The following is a 22,837-nucleotide window of genomic DNA, read 5'->3' as shown; positions in this document are numbered from 1 at the left end:
CAAAACCTGCGGGCTTTTTATATCGAGAGGCCTTACTGTCGAATTAAATGATCAAACGCGGCCAGTGAAGCATTCGCGCCTTCACCCATGGCGATGATGATTTGCTTGTAAGGAGCGGTTGTGCAGTCGCCCGCAGCGAACACGCCTTCCATGCTAGTGTGGCCTTTGTGGTCCACCACGATTTCACCGTGCTTGCTCAATTCCAGCGAGCCTTTCAGCCAGTCGGTGTTGGGCAGCAAACCGATTTGAACAAAAATACCTTCCAGTTCAACCTGCTTCACTTCATCCGTTGCTCGGTCTTTGTAGGTAAGGCCGTACACTTTGCTACCGTCGCCATTCACCTCGGTGGTCAGTGCATTCAAAATCACTTTCACATTCGGAAGGCTGTACAGTTTTTTCTGCAATACCGCGTCGGCTTTCAGCTTGGTGTCGAATTCAAACAGGGTGACTTCTTTCACAATGCCGGCCAGGTCAATGGCAGCTTCTACACCGCTGTTGCCACCACCAATGACCGCAACACGCTTGCCTTTGTACAAGGGGCCGTCGCAGTGCGGGCAGTAGGCCACGCCCTTGTTGCGGTACTCGGCTTCGCCTGGCACATTCATTTCGCGCCAGCGTGCGCCGGTGCTCAAAATGATGCTTTTGCTGGTCAGCTTGGCACCGTTTTCCAGTTCAACTTCAACCTTGCCGTCGCTCAGTTTCTGCAGGCCTTTGGCGCGTTGCAGGTTCATCACGTCGATGTCGTATTCCTTCACGTGTTGTTCCAGTGCAGCCACCAGCTTGGGGCCTTCTGTTTCTTTCATGGAAATGAAGTTTTCAATGCCCAGTGTGTCCAGAACCTGGCCACCGAAGCGCTCGGTGACGATGCCGGTTCTCACGCCTTTACGCGCAGCATAAATCGCAGCGGCTGCGCCGGCGGGGCCACCGCCCACAATCAGCACATCAAACTCGCCTTTGGCATTCAGTTTGGCTGCGTCCTTTTCAGCAGCGCCAGTGTCCAGCTTGGCGACAATTTCTTCCAGTGTCATTCGGCCGGAGCCAAAGCTTTCGTTGCTATTCCCTTGTGTACCTTGAAACACGGTGGGGACTGCCATGACCTTGCGCTGTTCAACAAGTGGCTGGAACATGCCGCCATCGATCATGGTGTGGCTAAATGCCGGGTTCAATGCTGCAATGGTGTTGAATGCCTGAACAACGTCAGGACAGTTGTGGCAGCTCAGTGAAATGACGGTTTCAAAATGACCGCCGTTTGCAGGCGCCTGCAAGCCTTTGATTTGTTCGATTACGTCTGCCTCCACCTTGGGTGGATGGCCACCCACATGCAGCAGGCCCAGTAGCAGCGAGGTGAATTCATGTCCCATGGGCAAACCGGCAAAACGCACGCGGCCTTCCTCACCTTGCTTGGCAATTGAGAATGAGGGGCGCAGGTTGTAGTTGCCGTCAAGGCGCACAGACACTTTGTCTGAGCACTCCGCGATTTCTTGCACCAGCTGTTCCATATCGCGTGCTTTGTCACCGTTGTCCAGCGAGGCCACCAATTCAATGGGGTGGCGCAGCATCTGCAGATAGGTCTTCAGTTGTTGTTTGATGTTTGCGTCGAGCATGGGGTACTCCGGGGATGTTCGTCAGATGTGTGTGAACAAGGGGCCGCTCCCTTGTGGGGAGCGGTTTACTGCTAAAAATTCAAAGGTAATTTGAATTTAGATTTTGCCAACCAGGTCCAGTGATGGAGTCAAGGCGGCGTCGCCTTCCTTCCACTTGGCAGGGCAAGCCTGGCCAGGATTCTTGGCGATGTACTGTGCGGCTTGAATCTTGCGCTTCAGTTCGGATGCGTCACGGCCAATGCCAAGGTCGTGCACTTCCATCACTTTGATCACGCCCTGTGGGTCGAGTACAAAGGTACCGCGCAGTGCCAAGCCTTCTTCTTCGATCATCACACCGAAGTTGCGTGTAATTTGACCGGTGGGGTCACCAATCATTGGGAAACGGATTTTGCCGATGGTTTCTGTGGCGTCGGCCCAGGCTTTGTGTGTGAAGTGGGTGTCGGTTGACACAGAGAACACTTCAACGCCCATGGCTTTCAGTTCCTCGTACTGGTCAGCCAGGTCGCCCAGTTCAGTGGGGCACACGAATGTGAAGTCAGCGGGGTAGAAGAAGAACACAGACCACTTGCCCAGCACGTCGGCTTCGGTCAGGTTGATTTCTTTGCCGTTCCAGTAAGCAGTGGCTTTGAATGGCTTGATTGTGGTGTTGATCAGAGACATTTGAAGTCCTCCAAAAAGTTAATGAACAGTCAGTAAATTAATTCATCGCAATTTTAACCAATAAATTGTGCGATTGCAAAAGTTAATTGAATACTTTCATTAATGCAAAATAGCTATCGTTCTGATTGTTGTCTTGAATCGACTCTAACCTTCTAATCCATAAGGGAAAAGGGTTTGGTGGGTATGTTAAGAAATTGAAATTGAGAATTATTTGGAAACTGAGCTCTTAAAAAGATAGATTATTTTCGAGATTTCATGATTTTCAAGAATGATATGTTGTAGTGCACAATTATTCGTTGCGACACGGGTAAACAGTTTTTCCTTTTGACGCGTTAAACATGGATAGTCCGAATCTGCTCAGATCTAATTTCAAGCGGACATTCAAGGAGATAGAAATGCGAAAGGGGAAAACATACATCCAAAGCGCCTTGGCGGTTACTTGTGCCGCCTTGTTTGTAGCAGCTTGTGGCGGCGGCGGCGATTCTGCCGCCACAGGAACGCTGCGCACCGCCATGACCGACGCGCCGTCTTGTGGTTACGACAATGTGTTTGTGACAGTGGACCGAATTCGGGTCAACAGCAGCGCCACGGCCAGCCCCGACGGTGGCGGTTGGTCAGAGATTGTGTTGGACCAGCCACGCCAGATTGATTTACTTGATTTGCAAAACGGCGTGATTGAAGAACTGGGTGAAATCACCTTGCCGGTCGGGCGAATTCAGCAGGTTCGTTTTGTGTTGGTGGACAATGCCACGGCTGACCCTGCAGACATTGACTTTGATCCGGATGCTGACCCCACACGTGCACCCAACCACGTGGTGTTCAGTGCGGGTGGCTTCGAAGACTTGAAAACTCCCAGTGGTCAACAAAGCGGCGTGAAAATTAATGTGGGCATTGATGTGGCTGAAGGGCAGGTTGCCGATCTCTTGATTGATTTCGATGCATGCAAGTCAGTGGTTGAAGCGGGAAATTCTGGTAACTACTTGCTGAAACCAGTGCTGACTGCAATTCCACGCTTGTCGTCTGGCGTGCGTGGCAGTGTGGCCGACGCATTGGTGCCTGAGGGCGTCAGTATTTCTTTGCAGCAAAATGGGGAGGTGGTGCGCGCCACAGCGCCAATTGAATCAACAGACTTGGCCGCCAACGGTAGATTTGTTTTGTCCCAGGTTCCTCCTGGCACTTACGATTTGGTGTTCACTGCATCGGGTTTTATTACCAAGGTGGTCACCGATGTCGTGGTTCCTGAAGGTCAGCTAGTGAATTTGGATTTTGATTCGGTTACTGCGGGTGATCAAAATGAAATTGCGCTGCTTCCAGCCACTGTAGAAGGTGATGCTGTAGGAGCCGTGACCAATACGGACGATGTAAAACCCGCCACTTTTGTTGAAATCACGCAAACCTTGACTGAGGGTGCTACGGTGTTGATCAATTCAGCCCAGTTGTCATTCGAAACATTTGATTCCGGCGGTGTGATGACTGGTATGGGTGACACCGCAGGGTATTCATTCACTTTGCCGGTGGATGCGCCTCAGGTGGCCCCCTATACAGCCACTGGTGTGTTCAACTTCAGTGCCGACAGCGGTGTGGAGGGCGAATACACAGTGATGGCGATTGCAGAACCAGTGGACTTAACACCGGTGGTACAGATGGCTGCCGCCAACTTTAACCCCGGATTTGTGGGCACCACAGATTCTCCTCGTGAAGTCATCACCAAAAACTTTGATTTCTCGAGTGCGCCTGCACCGTAAGCATTATTCTTGGTGATTAACCAAGCCCGCCCAAAGCAAATTAAACATGGTGTTCACCACAGTGGCTTTGGGCAAAGCGGGTTGGGTTAACCACCATTTGGCCAGTTGCTCGCCCGCGCCAGACAAAGCGTGGGCAGTGGCCACAATTTCTTCTTCCGGCATAACACCTTTTAAATCGTCCAGTAAAAAAGCGATGCGGTTCACTGTGTCGAAGCGCAATTGAGCTGCGGCTTGCGCCGCTGGGCCAGCCACCGCTGCACCACTGTCGTAGAGAAATCGAAATGCGTCCCTCTCGAATTCGACAAATGAAAAATAACCCTCGATGCCGCCGCGCAAGCGACCCTGAAGACCGTTGCCCTCGAGAGCACGCTCAATGATGTAAGTGTTCAGCACTTCCCGCGCCTTCTTCAGGCAAGCAAGGTAAATACCGTCCTTGTTTCCAAACAGTTTGTACACCACTGGGCGGGTCACGCCTGCGGCTTTGGCAATGTCTTCCATGGCTGTGCCTTGGTAACCCCTTTCCACAAACATCCGCTGCGCAACTTCGAGCAGTTGACGTTCTCTGTCCTCAGGTTTCATGCGGGTTTGCACTGGTTTTAACATTGTTAACTCGTTGAATTTACTATGGAAAAACTACACTAGACGTATTACAACTTCATAAACTAATCTCTAGTTACAGTAATGTAACTTAAGGGTCGAACACAAGGCCCCTTGCAAAAAAGAGAGAGACATGAGGACGACAATCTGGGGTGGAGCCATTGTATTGGCTTGGGCTTTGCTATTGGGTGGGTGCATGGGCGATTCAGCTTCGCCGCAGGCTGACAGCCCCACCGTTACCAATCCCAATGAGGAGGAACCCGACACACCGGTGGATCCGGAAGATCCAGACAACCCTGGTGATGGCGATGGCGATGGCGATGGCGGGGACGGCGGCGGTGTTGAGTCTCCCTTGTTCCCCAAAGACCCCGTGGTACGAACTGAGCCAGCCGGCACCGGCGCTGCACCAGCGGGTGCCGAGCGCTGTGATCCGCTGGACCCGGCCTACTGTCTGTTCCCGTTTCCGAACAATTACTTCACAACCGCAGATACGCAAACCGACACCAAGATGCGGGTGAATTTGAATGCATTGGCCATGCCCAAGAATATTGCGGGCAAGCCCATCGATCCAACTGACTGGAATCGCAATGACGGGTTTTCTCCCGGCCAACCCATTCTGACACGTGTACCCGGGCTTGATTTGCAAAAAACCGGGGCAGTGCCTATTACCAATATCGAAGCGAGTTTGCAGCGCAATCAGCCCATTGTGTTGATTGACACCCTGACTTTGAAAAAGCAACTGATTTGGGCTGAGCTGGATGCCAACATTACGCGGGGGCGCTTGGGCTTGCCAAACGTAGATCCTGGCCCCGCGCTTGTCATTCGGGTGGCCAAGAATCTGGAACCTGGGCGACGTTACATCGTGGCCATGCGCAACCTGAAAAACAGTGCCGGTGACACTATCCAGCCCAACGCGGTATTCAAAGCCTACCGGGATGGCACGCCGCTGGCGAATGCTGCGCAAAATGCGCGCAAACCGCTGATGGAAAATATTTTCAGTGTGTTGGGCATGGCGGGTGTTGAACGTGACAACCTCTACCTTGCATGGGACTTCACTGTGGCATCGGGGCGAAACCTGACTGAACGCCTGATTCATGCGCGCGATGTGTCCATCGAAGCGACAGCTGCGCAATCGCCCAACTTCACGATTGATGCCGTGATTGAAAATCCGGAGAACGGATCGGCCAGTGAAATCACCGCGCGGCGAATTCGGGGGCATATTGATGTGCCGTGTTTTCTCACCAGCCCCAATTGTTTGTCGGGTGGCACCTATAACTACCCGTTGGTGCCCACCGGCAGCCCGGCCACAGCCCTGCCTCAGCGAAACCCCCTGACGCCAAATGCCAGCGTGCCGTTCATTTGCTCCATTGCGCGCAAAAACCTGGACACGGGTGAACCTGCGCGCGCGTCCTTGTATGGTCATGGTTTGCTTGGCTCGCGCGATGAAGGCAACACCTATGATTTGAATGTGCGCGTGATGGCCGAGCGCCACAATTTCCTGTTCTGCATGGTGGATTGGGCCGGCTTGGCCACGGGCAATCAGCCTGATGATCCCGATGACAATCGCAAATACGATCCCTTCTGGGATGCGGCGGGCGGTGATTTGGCCAGTACGGTGTTGATGTTGACGGACTTCAGCGGCTTCAATCGCCTCACCGATCGGTTGCAACAGGGCTTTTTGAACTTCACGATGTTGGGTCGGGCCATGATTTCCGAGAATGGATTTTGTACTCACCCCGCTTTTCAGAAAGAGGGCAAATGCCTGATTGACCGCAGCGAATTGTTTTACGACGGCAATTCGCAAGGCGGCATCAATGGTGGACCTGTCACAGCGATTTCGCCGGACATTCAAGCCGCAACGTTGGGTGTACCGGGCATGGCCTACTCCACCTTGTTGCAGCGTTCGGTTGACTTCGCACCGTATGCCCCCGCATTTTACGAGGCTTACCCGGCCTCGCTGGATCAGCAATTCATTCTCTCGCTGATTCAGATGTTGTGGGATCGGGGTGAGAACAATGGTTACGCCTGGAGTTTGGCCCCAGGGCGGGAGTTACCAGGCACGCGACCCAACAAACGTGTGTTGTTGATCCCCGCGTTTGCTGATCACCAGGTGTACATGAACACCGCGGAAATCATGGCGCGAACCATTGAAGCGCCCTTGCAGTGCCCTGCGGTGGTGGGCGGTCCTTCCGCTCAGCGCGGACCGGCGGTGCTCAAGCAGGCCCACCCTGCTGTGCGTGCCGAACAGGAGCAGTTTCCGAGTGTGTCTTTCGGGCGCAGGCACCCGGATGACCATCCGTATTTCGGTTTGCCGTGCATCAAAAAATATCCGCATGCAGGCAATGCACTCACCGTGTGGGACAGCGGCCCCATGACTAATGCCGATGGTTCTGCAAACCCCAATGGCAGTGCGCCGCCGCCGCTGGACAACCGACCCATGACCACAGGTTATGGTGCCGATCCGCACGGCCACCCCCGCAACGAAGAAAAAAACATGGACATGAAGTCTGCGTTCTTGAAAAAGCAGGGTGCGTTGATTGACGTGTGCAATGGTTTGCCTTGCACATCACGGGGCTTCAACCCCGCATTGAAATAAGGAGTATTCGTCAATGAAAGCACTTCAATGGAATGTGGTTTTTCTGTGCCTGTTGCTGTCAGCTTGTTTGAACTCGGACAACGGTTCAGTAACTGCATCGCGAACCGACACCAATGAGAACGACCCACCCGTCATTGTAGATCCACCCCCTGGAAACGGTGGTGGCAATGGCGGTGGCAACGGTGGTGGCAATCCGAATTTGCTCGATACCTCTCAATTTCGTGCAGCCTCAGCCAAGCGAAATATTGACCCGACGCCTGCACAAATTCAGGGTGTGGTCACCAGCAGCACGCCGTTGGTTGGCAAGTTGCAACAATTCAATCTGGGTGGGTATGGCGGCTTCGCATTCAATGGTCCGCAAGACCTTGTGAACTTCGATATCGGTGGACCACCCGCCAATGGAATTGGCGATGGCACTTTTGTACGTGTGTTTGTTCTGGAGGGTCAGGCCGAGCCTGCGAACCGGTTGGTGTTTGTCACCATCGATGCGATAGGTGCGGGCAATGTGATTCAAAACAAACTGAAAGCGGCCGTTGCGCAGGCTGCGAATGTGCCACCCAACAACGTATTGTTTGCACAAACCCATTCACATTCTGCTGCCGACTTGCAAGGCCTGTGGGGTGGCGTACCTGCCAGCTGGTTGAGTTGCGAACAAGCCGACCCCGCGCAAGCTTGTGACCCGGCATTGAAAGGCGGCTTGTACCAGTTGGCTGCAGAGGCGGCTGCTGAAGCCGTGGCCAGGCTTAAGCCAGCCTATGTTGATTTTGCACAAACTGTGCTGGAAGGTGAGGCGCGCTTGAACAACTTCCGCCGCTGCGATCCTGATGATTCCCGCATGCCCGATCCCACACTGACTTTGTTGCAAGCCCGCACAGCGCGAGGCGAGGTGTTGGGTTCGGTGTTGAATTACTCAGCACACCCCACTGTGCTGGGTTCCAGCAACCGCTTGGTGCACACTGACTGGGTCGGCGGCGCGCTGCGATTGCTCGAGCGAAATTTCGATTCAACCGTGCTGTTTTACAATGGCGCGATTGCAGACTCTTCGCCACGCGCACCCGCAGCAGAAGACCCTTATGAAAAAGCCAACGCCATGGGCGTGGCTGTTGCACAAGCGGCCATGAACGTTTTAAGCCAGCGCAAGAAAGTGGAGGGCGGTTTGCAAGTTGCGCATGCCAATGCTTTTTTGCCTGTGACCAACCCTTTGTTTGTTGGGGCAGGTGGCTTGCGCAGCTTCAACGGTTATTACAACTTCACGCCGCTGGGCGAAGAGCTGGCAGCCAATATTCCAGGCTATGAAAACTTGCCTCAGGTGGCCTTGTATGCGGAAACGCCAGTCACTCGAATTCAACTGGGACAAGGCGAGGGAAAGGTGCTGGAGTTGGTGACCATTCCCGGCGAGGGGTCAAAAGGCATGGCCGATTCAATTCGCGCACGAAGCGAAAACCCCATGATGCTGCTAGGCCTAACGCACAATTCTCTGGGCTATATTTTGACGGAAGATGAATTCGGAAATGGTTTGTTCGAATGTCAGTCGTTTTATGAAGAAACCGTCTCGCTGGGGCCTTTCACAACCCCAGCTTTAAACATGCAGGCCTATGGCCCGCTGTTTGATTAGAACTTGGACTTGGCCTTGTCAAAGGCTTCTTTGATGTTGTCCCAGGCGCTGTTGGCACCTTCTTTCAAGCTCTCGAAAGCCTCAGCGCTGGCGCCCTTGAGTTCTTCAAGTTTCGAACGACCTTGCGCCAGCTTGGCTTCAAGCGCCTCGATGGATTCGTTCAACTCTTTTTTGGCGTCGGCTGACTTGCCGTCGGCTTTGGCCTTCAGTTTGTCCAGGTCTGCTTTCCACTCGTCCAGTTGGGCGTTCAGTTTGGCCTTGTAATGTTCGAGGTCTGCCATGGTGTTTACTCCTTCATGTTTTGAAACTGGAAGTGTCAGGGTAACAACACTTTGTGACGTGAAGTGACCTCATTTGGAGAGTGCTTCCTCTAATCTTGTCGACCTTCTCTGTAAATTGCTTATGATGTCGCTATCTTGTCCGCAGGGCAGTTCAAGGCAGTAATCACCATGTCTCTGTTTGAAACCACAGAAGTTTTGGTTTTCTTCAACGTGCTGCTGCAGCAGCTCGGTGCCCCTGTGCCTGCGGTGCCCACCATGATCCTGTCGGCCAGCTTGTCAGGCCAGTGGTCTGGTATCTTGTTGCTCGCAATCGTGGCCACCTCGGCTTCGCTGATTGCGGATTGGGCCTGGTATCTGGCGGGCCGCTTCTATGGTTATCGGGTATTGTCGGTGTTGTGCAAACTGTCAATCAATCCTGAATCGTGTGTCAGCCAGACAGAATCGCGCTTTCGCGTGTGGGGCCCATGGTCGTTGGTGGTGGCCAAGTTCATTCCCGGGTTTTCTACAGTGGCACCGCCCATTGCAGGCGCGGTGAAAATGTCCATTATCAGCTTCACCATTGCGTCGGCAGCAGGTGCGTTTTTGTGGGCCATGGCAGCTTTACTTGCAGGCTGGTTGTTTAAAGATCAGGTCAATGCCGTATTTGCTGCTTTGCAAGACAATTTGTTTGTTGTGGGCTTGGTGGCTGCGCTGATTTGCGCTTTCTGGCTCATGTGGAAACTGTCTCGCCGTGATGCATTCCAGGCGAGATTGAAACTGCCCAAAGTGCCTGCCGCAGAAGTTTTGGGCATGGTTAAAGCTGGCCAGTCCAACCTTCGCCTGGTCGACCTTCGCCCTGCGATTGTTCAAGAAGCCGAGCCATTGGCTGGTTGGTTGCCTGCCAATGCAGAAAGTGCCCTGGCCGCAGCCCGAGCCTGGCCAAAAACCGATGTAATCGTCACCATGTGTGCCTGTCCCGACGATGTCAGCGCAGCCCATGTGGCTGGCCTTTTACGCAAACAGGGTTATGCGCAGGCCAGAGCCATGGACGGTGGTTACGAGGCCTGGTTGGCCAGCAAACAACCGAATTAGGCGCCAGTGCGCCACTGGCGCAGCAATCGCTCTCGAATTCAAATCAAATTCCTGTAACCTTTGTGGCTTGTTTAGCGTAATAAGCGTTGAGAATTTCGTTTATTTTAATAATCCAATTTTCATTACGGAACCTGACCATGCGTTTGTTGACCAAAGCCCTGATCGGCGCTTTCAGCTTTGCCCTTGTTTCCACACCGGTGATTGCTCAAGAAGTAATTCAATTTGGCGTTGGCCTTTACCAGCCCGACAAAGACAAAAATGACGCCACTTACACACCTTTGGCGCAGTATCTGGAAAAAAAGCTGGGTAAACCCGTGAAGTTGCGCACGGTGAGCAGTTGGGAAGGTCTGGCGAAATCGCTGGCCAATGGTGAAACCGACATTGCCTTGATGGGCCCATGGGGCTATGTGTTGGCCAACAACGAAGCAAAAGCGCAAGCTGTTGCCACCATTGAGTACGAAGGCAAACCAGAATATTTCGGAATCATGGTGACCAACCCGAAAAGCGGCATCAAGAGCATGGCCGACTTGAAGGGCAAAACCTTTGCGTTTGGTGACAAAGGTTCAACGTCTGGCTATCTTATTCCCTTCCATTATTTTCAGAAGCAGGGCATTAACCCCGACACGTATTTCTCGAAAGTCATCAACACCAGCCACCAAGCAATTCAGACCCAGGTTACCCAAGGCGCAATCGATGCGGGTGCAGATTACAACCGCAACCGGGATGCAATGATTGCTGATGGATTGATCAAGGCCGAAGATTCAAAAATCATCTGGACTTCCGACCCCCTGCCCAACGATGCGTTTGCAGTCAGCTCGAAATTGTTTGAAGACAAGGCCTTTGTAGCCAAGTTGCAAGAGGCCCTGCTAGGCATTGGTGCTGAACTGAAGAATCAACCCAACTTGTTGCCACCGCGTTACACGGGTTTTGCGAAAAAAGACAACAGCTACTACAAGCCAATTCGTGATGCAGGCCTGGCCACTGGCCGCTTGCAGCCCAAATAAGAGGGCCGTTTCACCACCATGAATTGGATGCAGTTCAAGTTGCGCCTCAAAGGCCGGCTCGGGTTTTTCGGGCTGGTCTTTTTATATGCGCTCATTGTGTTCGCCTGTGTGTTCAGCTTGGCCACGGCTGGCGATTTGTCCATGGGGCGCAACCCTGTGGCCAACTTTATTAAAACCGCCACTGAATTCGCACGGCCCAGTTTTCTTGATGTGTGGTTGGGGGACGCGGCTTACGAATACAAAAGCGACGATGGCACTGTGTTGCGAACAGAAAACCGACAGGAAGTAGAAAAGCAGTGGCTGGTCCAGCTGGGTTTTGCCACCTGGACAACCTTTAAAATCGCCACGCTGGGCTCGTTGTTGGGTGCAATTCTGGCGTTGCCCTTCGGTGTGCTCAGCGCAAAAAACATTAAGGCCCCGCGAGTGCTTACCGCGTTCTCGCGTTTGGTGCTGGACACATCGCGTTCCATTCATACCTTGGTGTTTGGTTTGGTGTTGGTGGGCATTGTGGGCCTTGGCCCCACAGCAGGTATTCTGGCGATTGCATTTCACAGTCTGGGTACCTACGGCAAGCTGTTTGCAGAGTCGATAGAAACACTGGACATGGCCTCGATTGAGGCCGTGAAGGGGGTGGGTGCAAGCCCTTCGCAAACCTTTTTCTGGTCTGTGTGGCCCAATGTGTTGCCACAGTGGGTGAGCAGCCATTTGTACCTGTGGGAATACAATATCCGCGACTCCACCATTCTTGGCATCATTGGTGCGGGTGGTTTGGGCCTGCTGATTTCAGAGGCGGTTGCCTTGTTTCAATGGGGCCGCTTGTCGAGTATTCTGATTGTGGTGGTGTTGATGGTAACTGCATTTGATGCCATCAGTCGCAGAATTCGGACGGCCCTCCTATGAGCACCAACATCATCGACATTCAAAATCTGGAAATGGTGATCGCAGGGCGACGCATTTTGAAAGTGGACTCGCTTCACATTTCCCGTGGCGAGAAGGTAGCCATTCTGGGTCGCAACGGCGCGGGCAAATCAACTCTTTTGCGGTGTTTAAACGGGTTTGTAAAACCCACGACCGGGCACATTGTAGTTAACAGCCACACCGTGTTTCCGCTTCGTCGTGAGCGCGATTTGCGCTTGGTGCGTGCACAGGTGGGCCAAGTGTTGCAAGGCCTGCATTTGGTTGCGCGCTTAAGCGCCATGGAAAATGTTTTGGTGGGTGGTTTGGCACGTATGCCGCGCTTGCGCAGTTGGGCGCGAATTTTCACGAATGAAGAAACCCTGCGTGCGCAAGCTGCATTGAAAGCAGTGGGCATGGCCCATCTGGCAGAAAAACGCGCAGACAAGCTTTCTGGTGGTGAACGCCAGAAGGTGGCCATTGCCCGCATGTTGATGCAAGAACCCGAACTGGTGTTGGCTGATGAACCCACAGCGGCGCTTGACCCTACAGCGGCAGATGAGGTGTGTGAACTCTTGGTAAAGGCCACAGAGAATTCCACGCTGATTACCGTGGTTCACAACGTGAGCCTGGTCCCCCTTCTTAGCCAACGGGTCATCGGCCTGAAAGCCGGTGAAGTAGTTCTTGATTGCGTTAGCCATGAATTAACGCAAGCGCAACTTGATCATTTGTATGAGTGAATCATGACTGAGAAGGCAGGGCGCAGTTGCCCGATTCGATACCAGTACGGTGCGGCCAAAATTGCACAGGTACCCGCTACACAATGCGATGTGTTGTATGTGGTGGGTGGTTTGTATGGCAATCCTTTTGCACTGAATGTGGTTGAACAACTGGCCTCGAAAGAATTGGGTAACGTTCGCATTTGTTTTAATGGCGACTTTAACTGGTTCAACAAATCGCTTGAAGACTTTGTTCACATCAACCAGCGTGTGTTGAATCACGATTGCATTTTGGGCAATGTGGAAGCTGAACTTGGCGAGCCTTTGGATGTGGCTGATTGTGGCTGTGCCTATCCCGAGAATGTGGATCAAGGTGTGGTGGACCGGTCAAACTTCATTCATACCGAGCTGAAGCGGTGCGCGCAACAACAGCCGGAATTATTGGACAGGTTGTTACAGAAACCTTTCTTTGCACGTTACAGCGTGGGTGAATTGAATGTGGCTGTGGTGCATGGCGATGGCGATTCATTGGCAGGCTGGCGTTTTGACCCTGCTCATTTGAAGCAAACGGACGAAGCGCCATGGCGTGCAGCTTTGTTTGAAAAAGCACAGGTGAATGTATTTGCCAGCAGCCACACTTGCAGTGCCGCGTTTCATCATGAGCCACTGCCCAATGGGCAAACAGGATTGATCAGCAACAACGGCGCGGCTGGAATGGCCAGTGAACCGGGAAGCCTGAACGGATTGTTCACCCGAATTTCAGCGACACGCTTGAATAATACTGCTTTGGTATTTCAATCCATACAACTCAATGGTGTGTGGGTTGAACAGGTTCGCGTTCAATTTGATCAAGCTGCCTGGCAGCAGCACTTTCTTGGCCAGTGGCCTGAAGGTACTTCTGCATATACCTCTTATTTCAAACGAATCAGCGAAGGTGTTTAAACACAGGCCACTGATCCATCTGAACGCGGGTCAGCAGCCCCTTCCATCATGCCGTTGGGGTGGCGTACCACCGCACCGGCATGACCCATGGTGTCACTGAATGCCTCTGGCAACACCTCCAGTACATGGCCTGCGTCTCGCAGTTGGGCAATCAATTGTTCATCAAACCGGTTTTCCAGTTTCAAAGTTGTGCTTTGCTCGCCCCAGGTGCGGCCCAACAGCCAGCGTGGTGCTGTTACCGAAGTTTGCAAAGGCTGATTGAACAAGGCATATCGGCTGAACACAGCAGCTTGGGTTTGTGGTTGGCCTTCGCCGCCCATGGTGCCGTACACCATGCTGCGGCCATCTTTGAAACGTGCCATGGCCGGGTTCAAGGTGTGGAAGGGTTTGCGGCCCGGCTCAAGCCTGTGCAGTGCATCTTCTTTCAGTGAAAAACTGATGCCCCGGTTTTGCCACATCACACCGGTTGAAGGGCAAACCACACCCGAACCAAATTCCCAGAACACACTTTGAATAAAGCTGGCGGTACGACCTTCGCTGTCAATACAACCCATCCAGATGGTGTCGCCTTGCCATGGGTCTTGGGGCCAGGGCAGTGCGCGCTGCATGTTGATTTTCTTCGCCCGCTCAGCCAGCGATTCGCGGGTCAGAAAATCACTGGGGTTCACCGTCATGTAAGCAGGGTCGGTGCAGTAGCGGTCGCGCACCAGAAAGGCTTGCTTGGTGCTTTCTACCATGCCGTGCAAATACTCAAACCCATCGGCCTGTTGCACGCCGAGCGTGTCGAACATTCCCAGAATCATCAGCGAGGCCATGCCTTGCGTGGGCGGTGTCATGTTGTAAATCGTGCTGTTGTTCAGCTCGGTTTGCAAAGGCGTAACAAACTGCGCATGGTGATTGTTCAAATCCGCGAGACTTATGGGGCTGCCCACTCGGGCCAAGTCTTCAGCCATGGCCTGAGCCAGTTCGCCGCGGTAAAAATCATCCAGCCCCACTTGGCCCATGCGCGCCAAGGTGTCGCCCAAGGCGGCTTGTTTCAATACGCTGCCCTCAATAGGCACCTTACCATCCATCAGCAAATGCTCCGCAAAGCCGGGTGCTGTTGAAAGCTCATCGAACTTCACACGGGTTAAACGTTCCTGACTGCTGCTGACAGCCACACCATGGCGTGCATGCACCACGGCGTCTTCCAGCAATCGGCTCAAAGGCAGTTTGCCGCCCCATTGTGCGGCCACCTCCTGGGCCTTGATCCACCCACCCACGGTGCCGGCTGCTGTGAGCGCAGCCAATGGCCCGCGGTTGGGAATCGCATCGAATCCTTGCTCGGTGTAAAAGGCTCGTGTGGCTTTTGCAGCCGCTTTTCCACAGGCATCGATCCCTACCGGTGCCTTGCCGGGTTCGCTGAGCAGCCAGAAACCGTCGCCTCCAATCGAGTTCATGTGTGGGTATACCACTGCAATGGCAGCGGCAGCGGCGATCATGGCTTCTGCGGCGTTGCCGCCTTCTTTCAGCACATCTCGGCCAGCCTGTGCAGCCAAATGATGGGGCGCCACAAATACGCCGCCCAGTGCGCGTTTGGTGTGAATCATCTTCAGAAATTATTCGTCGTAAATCGATGTTTAATTGTCTTGAATTATTTTTTAACTCGCCATTCAGTAAAACCCGATTTATTGAGCCCGGACTGATCAAAAATTCATCAATTTTCTAAATATGTTCTAATAAGGAGGTTCATAAAGTAAACGAATAGAGAAGTGACCATGTCGACAGAAATCGAAAATACCGAGTATGAACATACGGAGCACAAGCTAAGCTTGCGCAATTTGCAGGCATCAGATTACGCGGATATCAAGCGAATCATGGAGGTGGTTTACCACAGTGCTGGCGGTGCTTTACCAGAAGCCAAATTCCGTTCAATTTTAAAAACATTTCCGGAAGGTCAAATTTGCATCGAAGACGATGGAAAGGTGATTGCCGCGGCCTTTGCAGTGGTGGTGGACTATGACAAGTTTGGCGACAAACACACTTACATGGAGATCACCGGCAACATTTACGCCACCACGCACGACCCCAAGGGTGACGTGCTTTACGGCATTGATGTGTTTGCGGATCCTGAATACCGCAACATGCGTTTGGGTCGCCGCCTGTACGAAGCGCGCAAGGAATTGTGCCAAAACCTCAACCTTCGCGCCATCATGGCGGGCGGGCGAATTCCCGGCTACAAAGACCACATGAAAGACATGTCGCCGCAGCAGTACATTGCCGCAGTGAAACGCAAAGACATTTACGACCATATTCTTACTTTTCAGCTCAGCAACGATTTTGAGGTGAAGCAGGTGCTAAAAGGTTACTTGCCGGAAGACAAAGAATCGCAGGGCTATGCCACCTTGCTGGAGTGGTTCAACATCTACTATGAACCTGAAAAGCCCATGCTGTTTGGCGCACCTAAAACTACCGCGCGCCTGGGTTGTGTGCAGTGGCAAATGCGCGAATTCCACAGTGTGGAAGACGTGGTGAAACAGGCCGAGTACTTCATCAATGCGCTTTCAGATTACCGCTGTGATGTCGCCCTGTTCCCCGAATTTTTCAACGCACCCCTGATGGGTTTGGCGGGCAATGGCAATTCCTTGGAGGCGATTCGTCACCTCGCCACCTACACCGATCAAATTCGCGACGAGATGAGTCGCATGTCGGTGAGCTACAACATCAATGTGGTGGCCGGTTCGATGCCGGTGATGGAAGATGGTGCTTTGTACAACGTGGCCTATTTGTGCCGCCGCGATGGCACGGTTGAGGCGCAGTACAAAATTCACCCCACACCGCATGAAAAACGTGAATGGATGATGGAGGGGGGTAGCAAGCTGAGTGTGTTTGACACCGACTTTGGCAAGATCGGAATCCTGATTTGTTACGACTCCGAGTTTCCCGAGTTGTCGCGTGTGCTAGCCGACAAAGACATGCAAATTTTGTTGGTGCCTTTCTGGACCGACACCAAAAATGGATACCTGCGCGTGCGCCGTTGTGCGCAGGCCCGTGCCATTGAAAACGAGTGCTATGTGGCCATTTCAGGCAGTTTTGGTAATTTGCCCAAGGTAGACAATGTCGACATTCAGTACGGGCAAACTGCGGTGTTCTCACCCTCCGATTTCGCATTTCCACACGACGCCATCATGGCGGAAACCACACCCAACACCGAGATGACCCTGATTGTGGATGTGGACCTGGACAAGCTTCAAATTCTGAAAAACGAAGGTTCTGTTCGCAATTACCTCGATCGCCGCCGCGACTTGTACAAAGTGGTGTGGCTAGGCGACGAGTGAGGCTTCAAACAGGGCTCCCAACTTTGCAATGGCCACTGCGGTGTCGTCTGTCACCGGGTGGCCACAATTCAGACGAATGCAGTTTTTGTACAGGCCGCTTGCAGAAAATACGCTGCCCGGCATGTAGGCCACTTTTCGGGCAATCGCCTTGTTGAACAGGGCTGCGGTATCGATGTCTCCCGGCAGTTCAACCCACAACACGAATCCACCTTTGGGCTCAGAAATTCGGGTGCCTTGCGGAAAATGTTTCAGCACCAAACTGCCCATGGCTCGCACCTGCGTTTCAAACTGTTGGCGCAAGGTACGCAAGTGCCGTTCAAACGATCCTTTCTCCAGATAATGCGCAACAGCCACCTGCGTGATCGGGTTGGTGGAACCACTTAAAATCCGCTTTTTCGACAACACCTGTGCGGCGTACTTGCCGCCTGCCACATAGCCAATTCGCAGCGATGGGCTTAGCGATTTCGAAAATGAACCACACATGAGAACCCGGTCGCTTTGCTTGCCAGCCTTCAGTGGCCGTGGTCGAAACCGTTCAAAATACAGGTCGGCATACACATTGTCTTCCACAATCGGAAAATCATATTTCTCGGCCAGCTCCAGCAGTTTTTTTCGGTTGGCATCGGGCATGACAGAACCCATGGGGTTGCTGGCGGTGGGGCACACAATACAGGCCGCGATTCGGGTTTGCTTCACTGCGATTTCCAGTGCTTCAAGCGACATGCCATTTTCCGGACTGCTCGGAATTTCCAGTGCGCGCAAGCCCAGTGATTCAATCATTTGCAGCAGCAAGTAATAACCGGGCGACTCAACTGCCACAATGTCATTGTGTTTGGCCACGCTTTGCAAGGCGAGGCTAAGCGCTTCAGTACACCCATCGGTGATCACCAACTCATCGCGTTTCAATTTCATGCCCATTAACTCAAAGCGCTGTTGCAGTTGTTGCACCAGTTCAGGTTGATTGGGTTCAACGTGGCTACCCAGGGTAAGCAGGTCAGGGCGGGTACGGTTCACAGTGGCGTAGCTTCTACGCAGGGTGGCAATTGGTAGCAATTCATGGGCTGGGAATGCAACGCCCAGTGGTGCAACACCTTCGCGGGTGGAACTTCTGAGCAGCATGGCGATTTGATTGGCCACCTCCAGGTTCACCGGTGGCTCCAGCACAATAGAATCAGGCGCCTGCGTACAGGCCGCAGCACTGGGCAGGGTGCGGGCTTGCACGTAATAGCCAGATTTCGCCACAGGTTGCACATAGCCCCGGTCTTCCAGCAAGTTCAATGCTTTTTGTACCGTGTCGATGGAGTAGTGCCATTGCTCCGACAATTTCCGAATCGAGGGCAGTTTGTACCCCGCTGCAAAGTGATTGTTTTCAATCAGGGCCTGCAGGTTCAACGCCAGTGTTTCGTATTTGCAAGAGGAGTTGTCCATGGTTCAAGCCTCAGTTTGCTTTTTCAGTTGCCACACCATGAACACACCCGCCACCATCAATGCAGCCGCTAGGTACAGCGAGCCGCGATAGGTGCCTGTGCGTTCAGCGATCAAACCGGCCAAAGCGGGCGCCGCAATTTGCGACACGCCATAACTGAGTGTCATTCGTGCCATGGCCTTACTGGGGTTGGCGGGAAACTGGCGCCCGGCAATGCTTAATGTCAGGTTCACAATGCCTGCGAATGTACCCCCAAACAGCACAGCGCTGATCATGTTGGCCCAATAGCCGTCGATCATGGCAGCCATCACAATTGAGATGATTTGCAGTAGGTAAGCCAACACCAGGGCTTCAAAAACGCCGGTGACGCGCGCCACGCGGTCCCACACAAACGAGGAGGGAATCGCAGCCAAACCAACCACCACCCACACCCAGGGGCCTTTGCCCTGAAGTTCGGGCAAGGTTTCAGCAATGGCCACAATAAAGGTGGCGCTAATCACATAGCCAAAGCCTGCGCAAAAGTAGGCACCCAACATCAAGCGCATCCACTTGGCGCTGGGCGGTGGCACGTCGGCCACCTGTTCTTCATCACTGCCTGCCTTGGCGGGCTTGGGCATCCATATCCAGGCTGGCACGAAGAAAAGAACTCCCACCACACCCAATACCCACCATTGTTCGTCCCAGGCCAGGTGGTCGACCATGGCCATGACTGCAATGCCAGAAAGCACCAAACCCATGCCCGCGCCCGCAAAGTGCAGGCCCAGTTCGGTTTTCAGCTTTTGGCGGGCCAACCAGTTCATGATCAAGCCTGAGGCAATCAACATGCCCGCTGTACTCGAAACACCCGAGATAAAACGCAGAAACACCCAAAGGTTCACATCGGTGGTCAGGCCCATGCCGATGGTGCTGAGCACCGCCACAATCAGGCCAAAGCGGTACAGCAGGTATTTGTAATTCAGGTTGCTCAGTGTGGAGGCCAGCAAGGCACCGCTGATGTAGCCAATGTAGTTCACCGTGGCCAACCATCCGCCATCAAAGGCGCTTAAGCCAGCCTGCTCGCGCATGATGGGCAGCAAGGGAGTGTAAGAAAAGCGGGCCAAACCCACGGTCAGAATCAGTGAACAAATGCCTGCGGCAATCACTTGCCAACGTTCCAGTTTCATGGGGGCCACCCGCACAGAAGTCAAGTTCCAGAAACAGTACAGATTTTTCAGTGTTTAATCTGTACTGCACATTATTTCATTATCCTGAATCTGTACTGAATATGCAAAAGTTCTTAAAGTGAGTGTTCCATTTTTACTCCACGAAAGGAGTTCGCCATGCAGCACTTTCAAGCCATTGCCCTGTTTGCGTTTTTAAGCATCATTACCCCCGGGCCTAACAACCTGATGATCATGACAAGCAGCATGAATTTCGGTGTGCGAAAAAGCCTGCCGCATTTCTTCGGCATTATTGTGGGTTTTCCGCTGATGCTGCTGGCCATGGGTTTGGGCTTGAATGCGGTGTTTGAAAGCCTGCCTTGGTTTCACACTGCGCTGCTGGTGTTCAGTTTGTTGATGATGGTGTATCTGGCTTGGCGAATTGCCAGCTTTTCACCTTCCGAGGATTCGCTGAAACCCGGTTCCAAGCCCTTGAGCTTTGTTAATGCCGTGCTGTTTCAATGGGTCAATCCCAAAGCCTGGTTCATGGCGACAGCGGCAGTTGCGCTTTTTCCGGCCAGCTCGAACACACCAGTTCTCGACGTGTTGATGGTGGCCGTGATCATGGCCAGTGTGGGTTTGCTGTGCGTGGGTTTGTGGCTGGTGTTGGGTGCGCGCTTGCGGGCTTTCATCAACAGCCCGCTGCGCTTGAAGTGGTTCAACGGAACCATGGCTGCCAGCCTGGTGCTGTTTTTCGCGTACAGCACCGCACAGGCAGTGTGATCGATCAAGGCAAGGAGAGTCGCCAGATGTTCCAGGTGGTGGTGCCAAACTGGCGCGTGAAACTCCCCTTGTTGTAAGGCAATCCATACCGAGCTGCCAAGGCCTGAACTCGGGGCGACATTTCTGCATAGCGGTTGGCAGGAATGTCCGGGAACAGGTGGTGTTCAATCTGGTGGCTCAGGTTGCCTGACAGAATATGGAACAGCCTGCCGCCGGTAATGTTGCAGCTGCCCAGCAACTGGCGCACATACCAGGCTGCGCGGGTTTCGCCTTCCACCTCTTCTTTGGTGAAGTGGTGAACACCTGCCGGGAAGTGGCCGCAGAAAATAATCACATTCGACCAAATGTTGCGAATGCCGTTGGCGATGAGGTTGGCCACCATGGTGAAGCCCAAGGCCGCCAGTGCTATGTTCACAATGTCGAAGCCGAAAAACACGGTAAACGGCACGGTGACTGCTGCGCCCAAAACAGGCCAGCACACATAGTCTTTCAACAACTGGTGACGCACTTTCCAGCCAATGCGTTTCAGCATTGGGATTATTTCCTTAAAGCTTTTCTTGCCCGCCAGCAGTTTGTCGGCTTCCAGATCGTGTAGGGCCACGCCCCACTGAAACAGCATCATTAACACAAAGTTGATCACCGGGTTGAACAGGTATTTGGCATGCCAACGCTGGTCATCGGTTACACGCAAAACACCATAACCAATGTCCGGGTCTTTGCCGTGCACATTGGTCCAAGTGTGGTGCACCACGTTGTGGCTGTGTTTCCATTGGTCAGAAGGGCAGACGTTGTCCCATTCCCAGGTGTTGGATTGAATGTTGGGGTCGCGCATCCAGTCGAACTGTGCATGCATGATGTTGTGACCCAATTCCATGTTCTCAATACTTTTCGATACGCCCAGCATGATCGCACCCAGCAGCAACACCGCCCAGAATTGCGGCCAGCCTGTGAACGGCCAGTCACTCATCGGCAACAGGAAAAAGCTGAGAAACACCACAATACGCCCGGCCAGCATCAGGCTGCGCTGCCATTTGATGACCGAGAGAATGTAGGCGCGGTCTTTGCTGCCCAGCGAGTCTGCAATTTCGTTGCGTATGGCGTCCATTTCGCGACCGAATTCCTCGATGTCGCTGGCGCTCAAGTGTGTTGGCATGCCCATGTTTGTCTCCTGCTTCCTGTGTTGCTTACACTTCGATTTCTGCGTCGCCCACTGCTGCGCACACGCAAATCTGAATCACTTGTCCTGTTTCATTGATCAGTGCGTTCGTGCGCAAATCGCGCACACAGCCACTGGCCAGTTTCACATCACAACCGTGGCAAATGCCCATTCGGCAGCCGTGTTCCGGGTTCAGGCCGGAATCCTCGGCGAGGCGAAGCAGGTTGGTTTCACCGTCTGAATTGGCGCTCACATTGCTGTTCAGAAACTTCACCACGCCGGTTTTCACCTCGGTGGGAACGCCAGCCAGTTGAGCGCGGAACCGCTCCGTGTGCACTTGCCTGCGTAGCCCCTCGGCTTCATACAGTTGCTCAATTGAATCGAGCATGGCTTGCGGGCCACAGGCATACACATCGCGTTTTCGCCAGTCGGGGCAAAGTTGCTCGAGCTGCTCTTTGGAAAAGTGGGGACGTTTGCCGGTAATGTCTTCAGGCTTCTGGCCAGGCTCACGGGTGTGCACCAGGTTCAGTTTGTACAGCTTTTGCTTGTCCGCAATTTCTTTCAGTTCACGCCCGAAGATCACGTCATAAGTGTGTGGGGCGTAGTGAATGTGCACGGTGTTGGGCATTCGCTCTTGAAGCACCAGGCTGCGCAGCATGCTCATGATCGGAGTAATGCCGCTGCCCGCAGTAATAAACAGGGGCAGCACGGGCTGTGCATCGGGCAGGTAAAAGTCGCCTTGCGGCACGCCAATGGGCACGTAATCGCCCACTTTCAGCTTGCGAACCAGGTGGTGCGACATGCGGCCATTGTCGATGGCTTTCACCGTGATGGTGAAGCAGCCATCATTGCGTTCCGGGGCTGAACTGATTGAATAGGTGCGCGTGAAATGTTGCCCGCCAATGGGCACGCCAATACGCAAGTGCTGGCCTGGGCGGTGGCTTCGCCAGTTCAGGCCAGGGCGCAAGGTGATGGTGCGTGAATCAGAGGTTTCGTCCCAAACTGCTTCAACCCGCGCTTGAAGTGCATGGGTACTCCACAAGGGGTTGACCAGTTCAATGTAGTGGGAAGTTCGTAGGGGAAATGCAAAGGCGTCGGAGACTTTCGTCACGAGGCCAGCTACACGTTTGATCAATGAGTTGTTCAACTGCGCGGATCCTGCCTCAGACTGCATTGTGTCTCCTCGTTTTTGTATTGTAAAACGAGTGTGCACTGAAACACATTCCAAGTCATTCCGCACTGCACCAGCGGCTGGTGTTTTACTGACAGCGCCACACGCACGGCGCTG

At 53.3% G+C, this 22,837-nt stretch carries 19 protein-coding genes; 10 read left to right on the top strand and 9 right to left on the bottom strand.

All coding sequences use genetic code 11. The annotated features are described in order from the left end of the window. Window positions 1-32: 32 nt before the first annotated feature. The gene (ahpF, locus tag PY990_RS04285; protein ID WP_275270555.1) at window positions 33-1,604 is read right to left on the bottom strand and encodes an alkyl hydroperoxide reductase subunit F; all 1,572 of its coding nucleotides are present in this window, start codon (window positions 1,602-1,604) and stop codon (window positions 33-35) included. Between the two features lie 96 nt (window positions 1,605-1,700). Further along, complete coding sequence (gene ahpC / locus PY990_RS04280; protein ID WP_105029543.1) at window positions 1,701-2,264, bottom strand: alkyl hydroperoxide reductase subunit C; 564 nt, start codon at window positions 2,262-2,264, stop codon at window positions 1,701-1,703. A gap of 395 nt (window positions 2,265-2,659) precedes the next feature. On the opposite strand from ahpC, the gene PY990_RS04275 reads away from it, so the two are divergent. Next, window positions 2,660-4,009 carry a DUF4382 domain-containing protein gene (locus PY990_RS04275; RefSeq protein ID WP_275270554.1) on the top strand — a complete coding sequence of 450 codons (1,350 nt, stop codon included), beginning with the start codon at window positions 2,660-2,662 and terminating at the stop codon, window positions 4,007-4,009. A gap of 3 nt (window positions 4,010-4,012) precedes the next feature. Here the strand turns inward: PY990_RS04275 and PY990_RS04270 are convergent, their stop codons facing one another. Then, window positions 4,013-4,612 carry a TetR/AcrR family transcriptional regulator gene (locus PY990_RS04270; protein WP_275270553.1) on the bottom strand — a complete coding sequence of 200 codons (600 nt, stop codon included), beginning with the start codon at window positions 4,610-4,612 and terminating at the stop codon, window positions 4,013-4,015. A gap of 127 nt (window positions 4,613-4,739) precedes the next feature. Here PY990_RS04270 and PY990_RS04265 point away from each other — a divergent pair, with 127 nt between their 5' ends. Beyond that, on the top strand, window positions 4,740-7,202 hold the full coding sequence (locus PY990_RS04265) for a hypothetical protein (protein WP_275270552.1): 2,463 nt from the start codon (window positions 4,740-4,742) through the stop codon (window positions 7,200-7,202). Between the two features lie 13 nt (window positions 7,203-7,215). After that, complete coding sequence (locus PY990_RS04260; protein ID WP_105029539.1) at window positions 7,216-8,817, top strand: neutral/alkaline non-lysosomal ceramidase N-terminal domain-containing protein; 1,602 nt, start codon at window positions 7,216-7,218, stop codon at window positions 8,815-8,817. Here PY990_RS04260 and PY990_RS04255 read toward each other — a convergent pair. Beyond that, a complete protein-coding gene (locus tag PY990_RS04255; protein ID WP_171099932.1) occupies window positions 8,814-9,098 on the bottom strand; it encodes a sll1863 family stress response protein in 285 nt (94 codons plus the stop codon). The genes PY990_RS04260 and PY990_RS04255 overlap by 4 nt on opposite strands. 168 nt (window positions 9,099-9,266) lie before the next feature. On the opposite strand from PY990_RS04255, the gene PY990_RS04250 reads away from it, so the two are divergent. From PY990_RS04250 to PY990_RS04230, 5 genes are all read left to right on the top strand, one after another. Continuing rightward, entirely contained in the window at window positions 9,267-10,169 is a 903-nt protein-coding gene (locus PY990_RS04250) for a VTT domain-containing protein (protein WP_275270551.1), read from the top strand. A gap of 137 nt (window positions 10,170-10,306) precedes the next feature. Then, window positions 10,307-11,173 carry a phosphate/phosphite/phosphonate ABC transporter substrate-binding protein gene (locus PY990_RS04245; RefSeq protein WP_275270550.1) on the top strand — a complete coding sequence of 289 codons (867 nt, stop codon included), beginning with the start codon at window positions 10,307-10,309 and terminating at the stop codon, window positions 11,171-11,173. Window positions 11,174-11,191: 18 nt separating this feature from the next. Continuing rightward, window positions 11,192-12,073, top strand: coding sequence for a phosphonate ABC transporter, permease protein PhnE (gene phnE / locus PY990_RS04240; protein WP_275270549.1), 882 nt, complete (start codon window positions 11,192-11,194; stop codon window positions 12,071-12,073). Beyond that, entirely contained in the window at window positions 12,070-12,807 is a 738-nt protein-coding gene (locus PY990_RS04235) for a phosphonate ABC transporter ATP-binding protein (RefSeq protein WP_275270548.1), read from the top strand. Before phnE ends, PY990_RS04235 begins: the two co-directional genes overlap by 4 nt. A gap of 3 nt (window positions 12,808-12,810) precedes the next feature. Then, window positions 12,811-13,728, top strand: a complete 918-nt coding sequence (locus PY990_RS04230) for a hypothetical protein (protein ID WP_105029534.1) — start codon at window positions 12,811-12,813, stop codon at window positions 13,726-13,728. On the opposite strand, the gene PY990_RS04225 is transcribed toward PY990_RS04230, so the two are convergent. Further along, the gene (locus PY990_RS04225; RefSeq protein ID WP_275270547.1) at window positions 13,725-15,317 is read right to left on the bottom strand and encodes a gamma-glutamyltransferase family protein; all 1,593 of its coding nucleotides are present in this window, start codon (window positions 15,315-15,317) and stop codon (window positions 13,725-13,727) included. The two genes, PY990_RS04230 and PY990_RS04225, sit on opposite strands and share 4 nt — an antisense overlap. A 168-nt stretch (window positions 15,318-15,485) precedes the next feature. On the opposite strand from PY990_RS04225, the gene PY990_RS04220 reads away from it, so the two are divergent. Next, the gene (locus PY990_RS04220) at window positions 15,486-17,045 is read left to right on the top strand and encodes a carbon-nitrogen hydrolase family protein (RefSeq protein WP_275270546.1); all 1,560 of its coding nucleotides are present in this window, start codon (window positions 15,486-15,488) and stop codon (window positions 17,043-17,045) included. On the opposite strand, the gene PY990_RS04215 is transcribed toward PY990_RS04220, so the two are convergent. Together PY990_RS04215 and PY990_RS04210 are read right to left on the bottom strand one after the other, a co-directional pair. Then, window positions 17,031-18,473 carry an aminotransferase-like domain-containing protein gene (locus PY990_RS04215; RefSeq protein WP_275270545.1) on the bottom strand — a complete coding sequence of 481 codons (1,443 nt, stop codon included), beginning with the start codon at window positions 18,471-18,473 and terminating at the stop codon, window positions 17,031-17,033. The genes PY990_RS04220 and PY990_RS04215 overlap by 15 nt on opposite strands. A 3-nt stretch (window positions 18,474-18,476) precedes the next feature. Further along, window positions 18,477-19,634: a YbfB/YjiJ family MFS transporter gene (locus PY990_RS04210; RefSeq protein WP_275270544.1), complete on the bottom strand. Its 1,158-nt coding sequence runs from the start codon at window positions 19,632-19,634 to the stop codon at window positions 18,477-18,479. Between the two features lie 156 nt (window positions 19,635-19,790). On the opposite strand from PY990_RS04210, the gene PY990_RS04205 reads away from it, so the two are divergent. Beyond that, window positions 19,791-20,393: a LysE family translocator gene (locus tag PY990_RS04205; protein WP_275270543.1), complete on the top strand. Its 603-nt coding sequence runs from the start codon at window positions 19,791-19,793 to the stop codon at window positions 20,391-20,393. Between the two features lie 4 nt (window positions 20,394-20,397). Here the strand turns inward: PY990_RS04205 and PY990_RS04200 are convergent, their stop codons facing one another. Together PY990_RS04200 and PY990_RS04195 are read right to left on the bottom strand one after the other, a co-directional pair. After that, window positions 20,398-21,552 carry a fatty acid desaturase family protein gene (locus PY990_RS04200; protein ID WP_275270542.1) on the bottom strand — a complete coding sequence of 385 codons (1,155 nt, stop codon included), beginning with the start codon at window positions 21,550-21,552 and terminating at the stop codon, window positions 20,398-20,400. Between the two features lie 25 nt (window positions 21,553-21,577). Then, window positions 21,578-22,723, bottom strand: a complete 1,146-nt coding sequence (locus tag PY990_RS04195) for a ferredoxin reductase (RefSeq protein ID WP_105029529.1) — start codon at window positions 22,721-22,723, stop codon at window positions 21,578-21,580. Between the last annotated feature and the right edge of the window lie 114 nt (window positions 22,724-22,837).

The organism is Limnobacter olei, from assembly GCF_029087225.1.
Classification (GTDB): domain Bacteria; phylum Pseudomonadota; class Gammaproteobacteria; order Burkholderiales; family Burkholderiaceae_B; genus Limnobacter; species Limnobacter olei.
The sequence above is the reverse complement of the archived record's forward strand: the minus strand, read 5'-3'. Positions and strand labels throughout refer to the sequence as shown.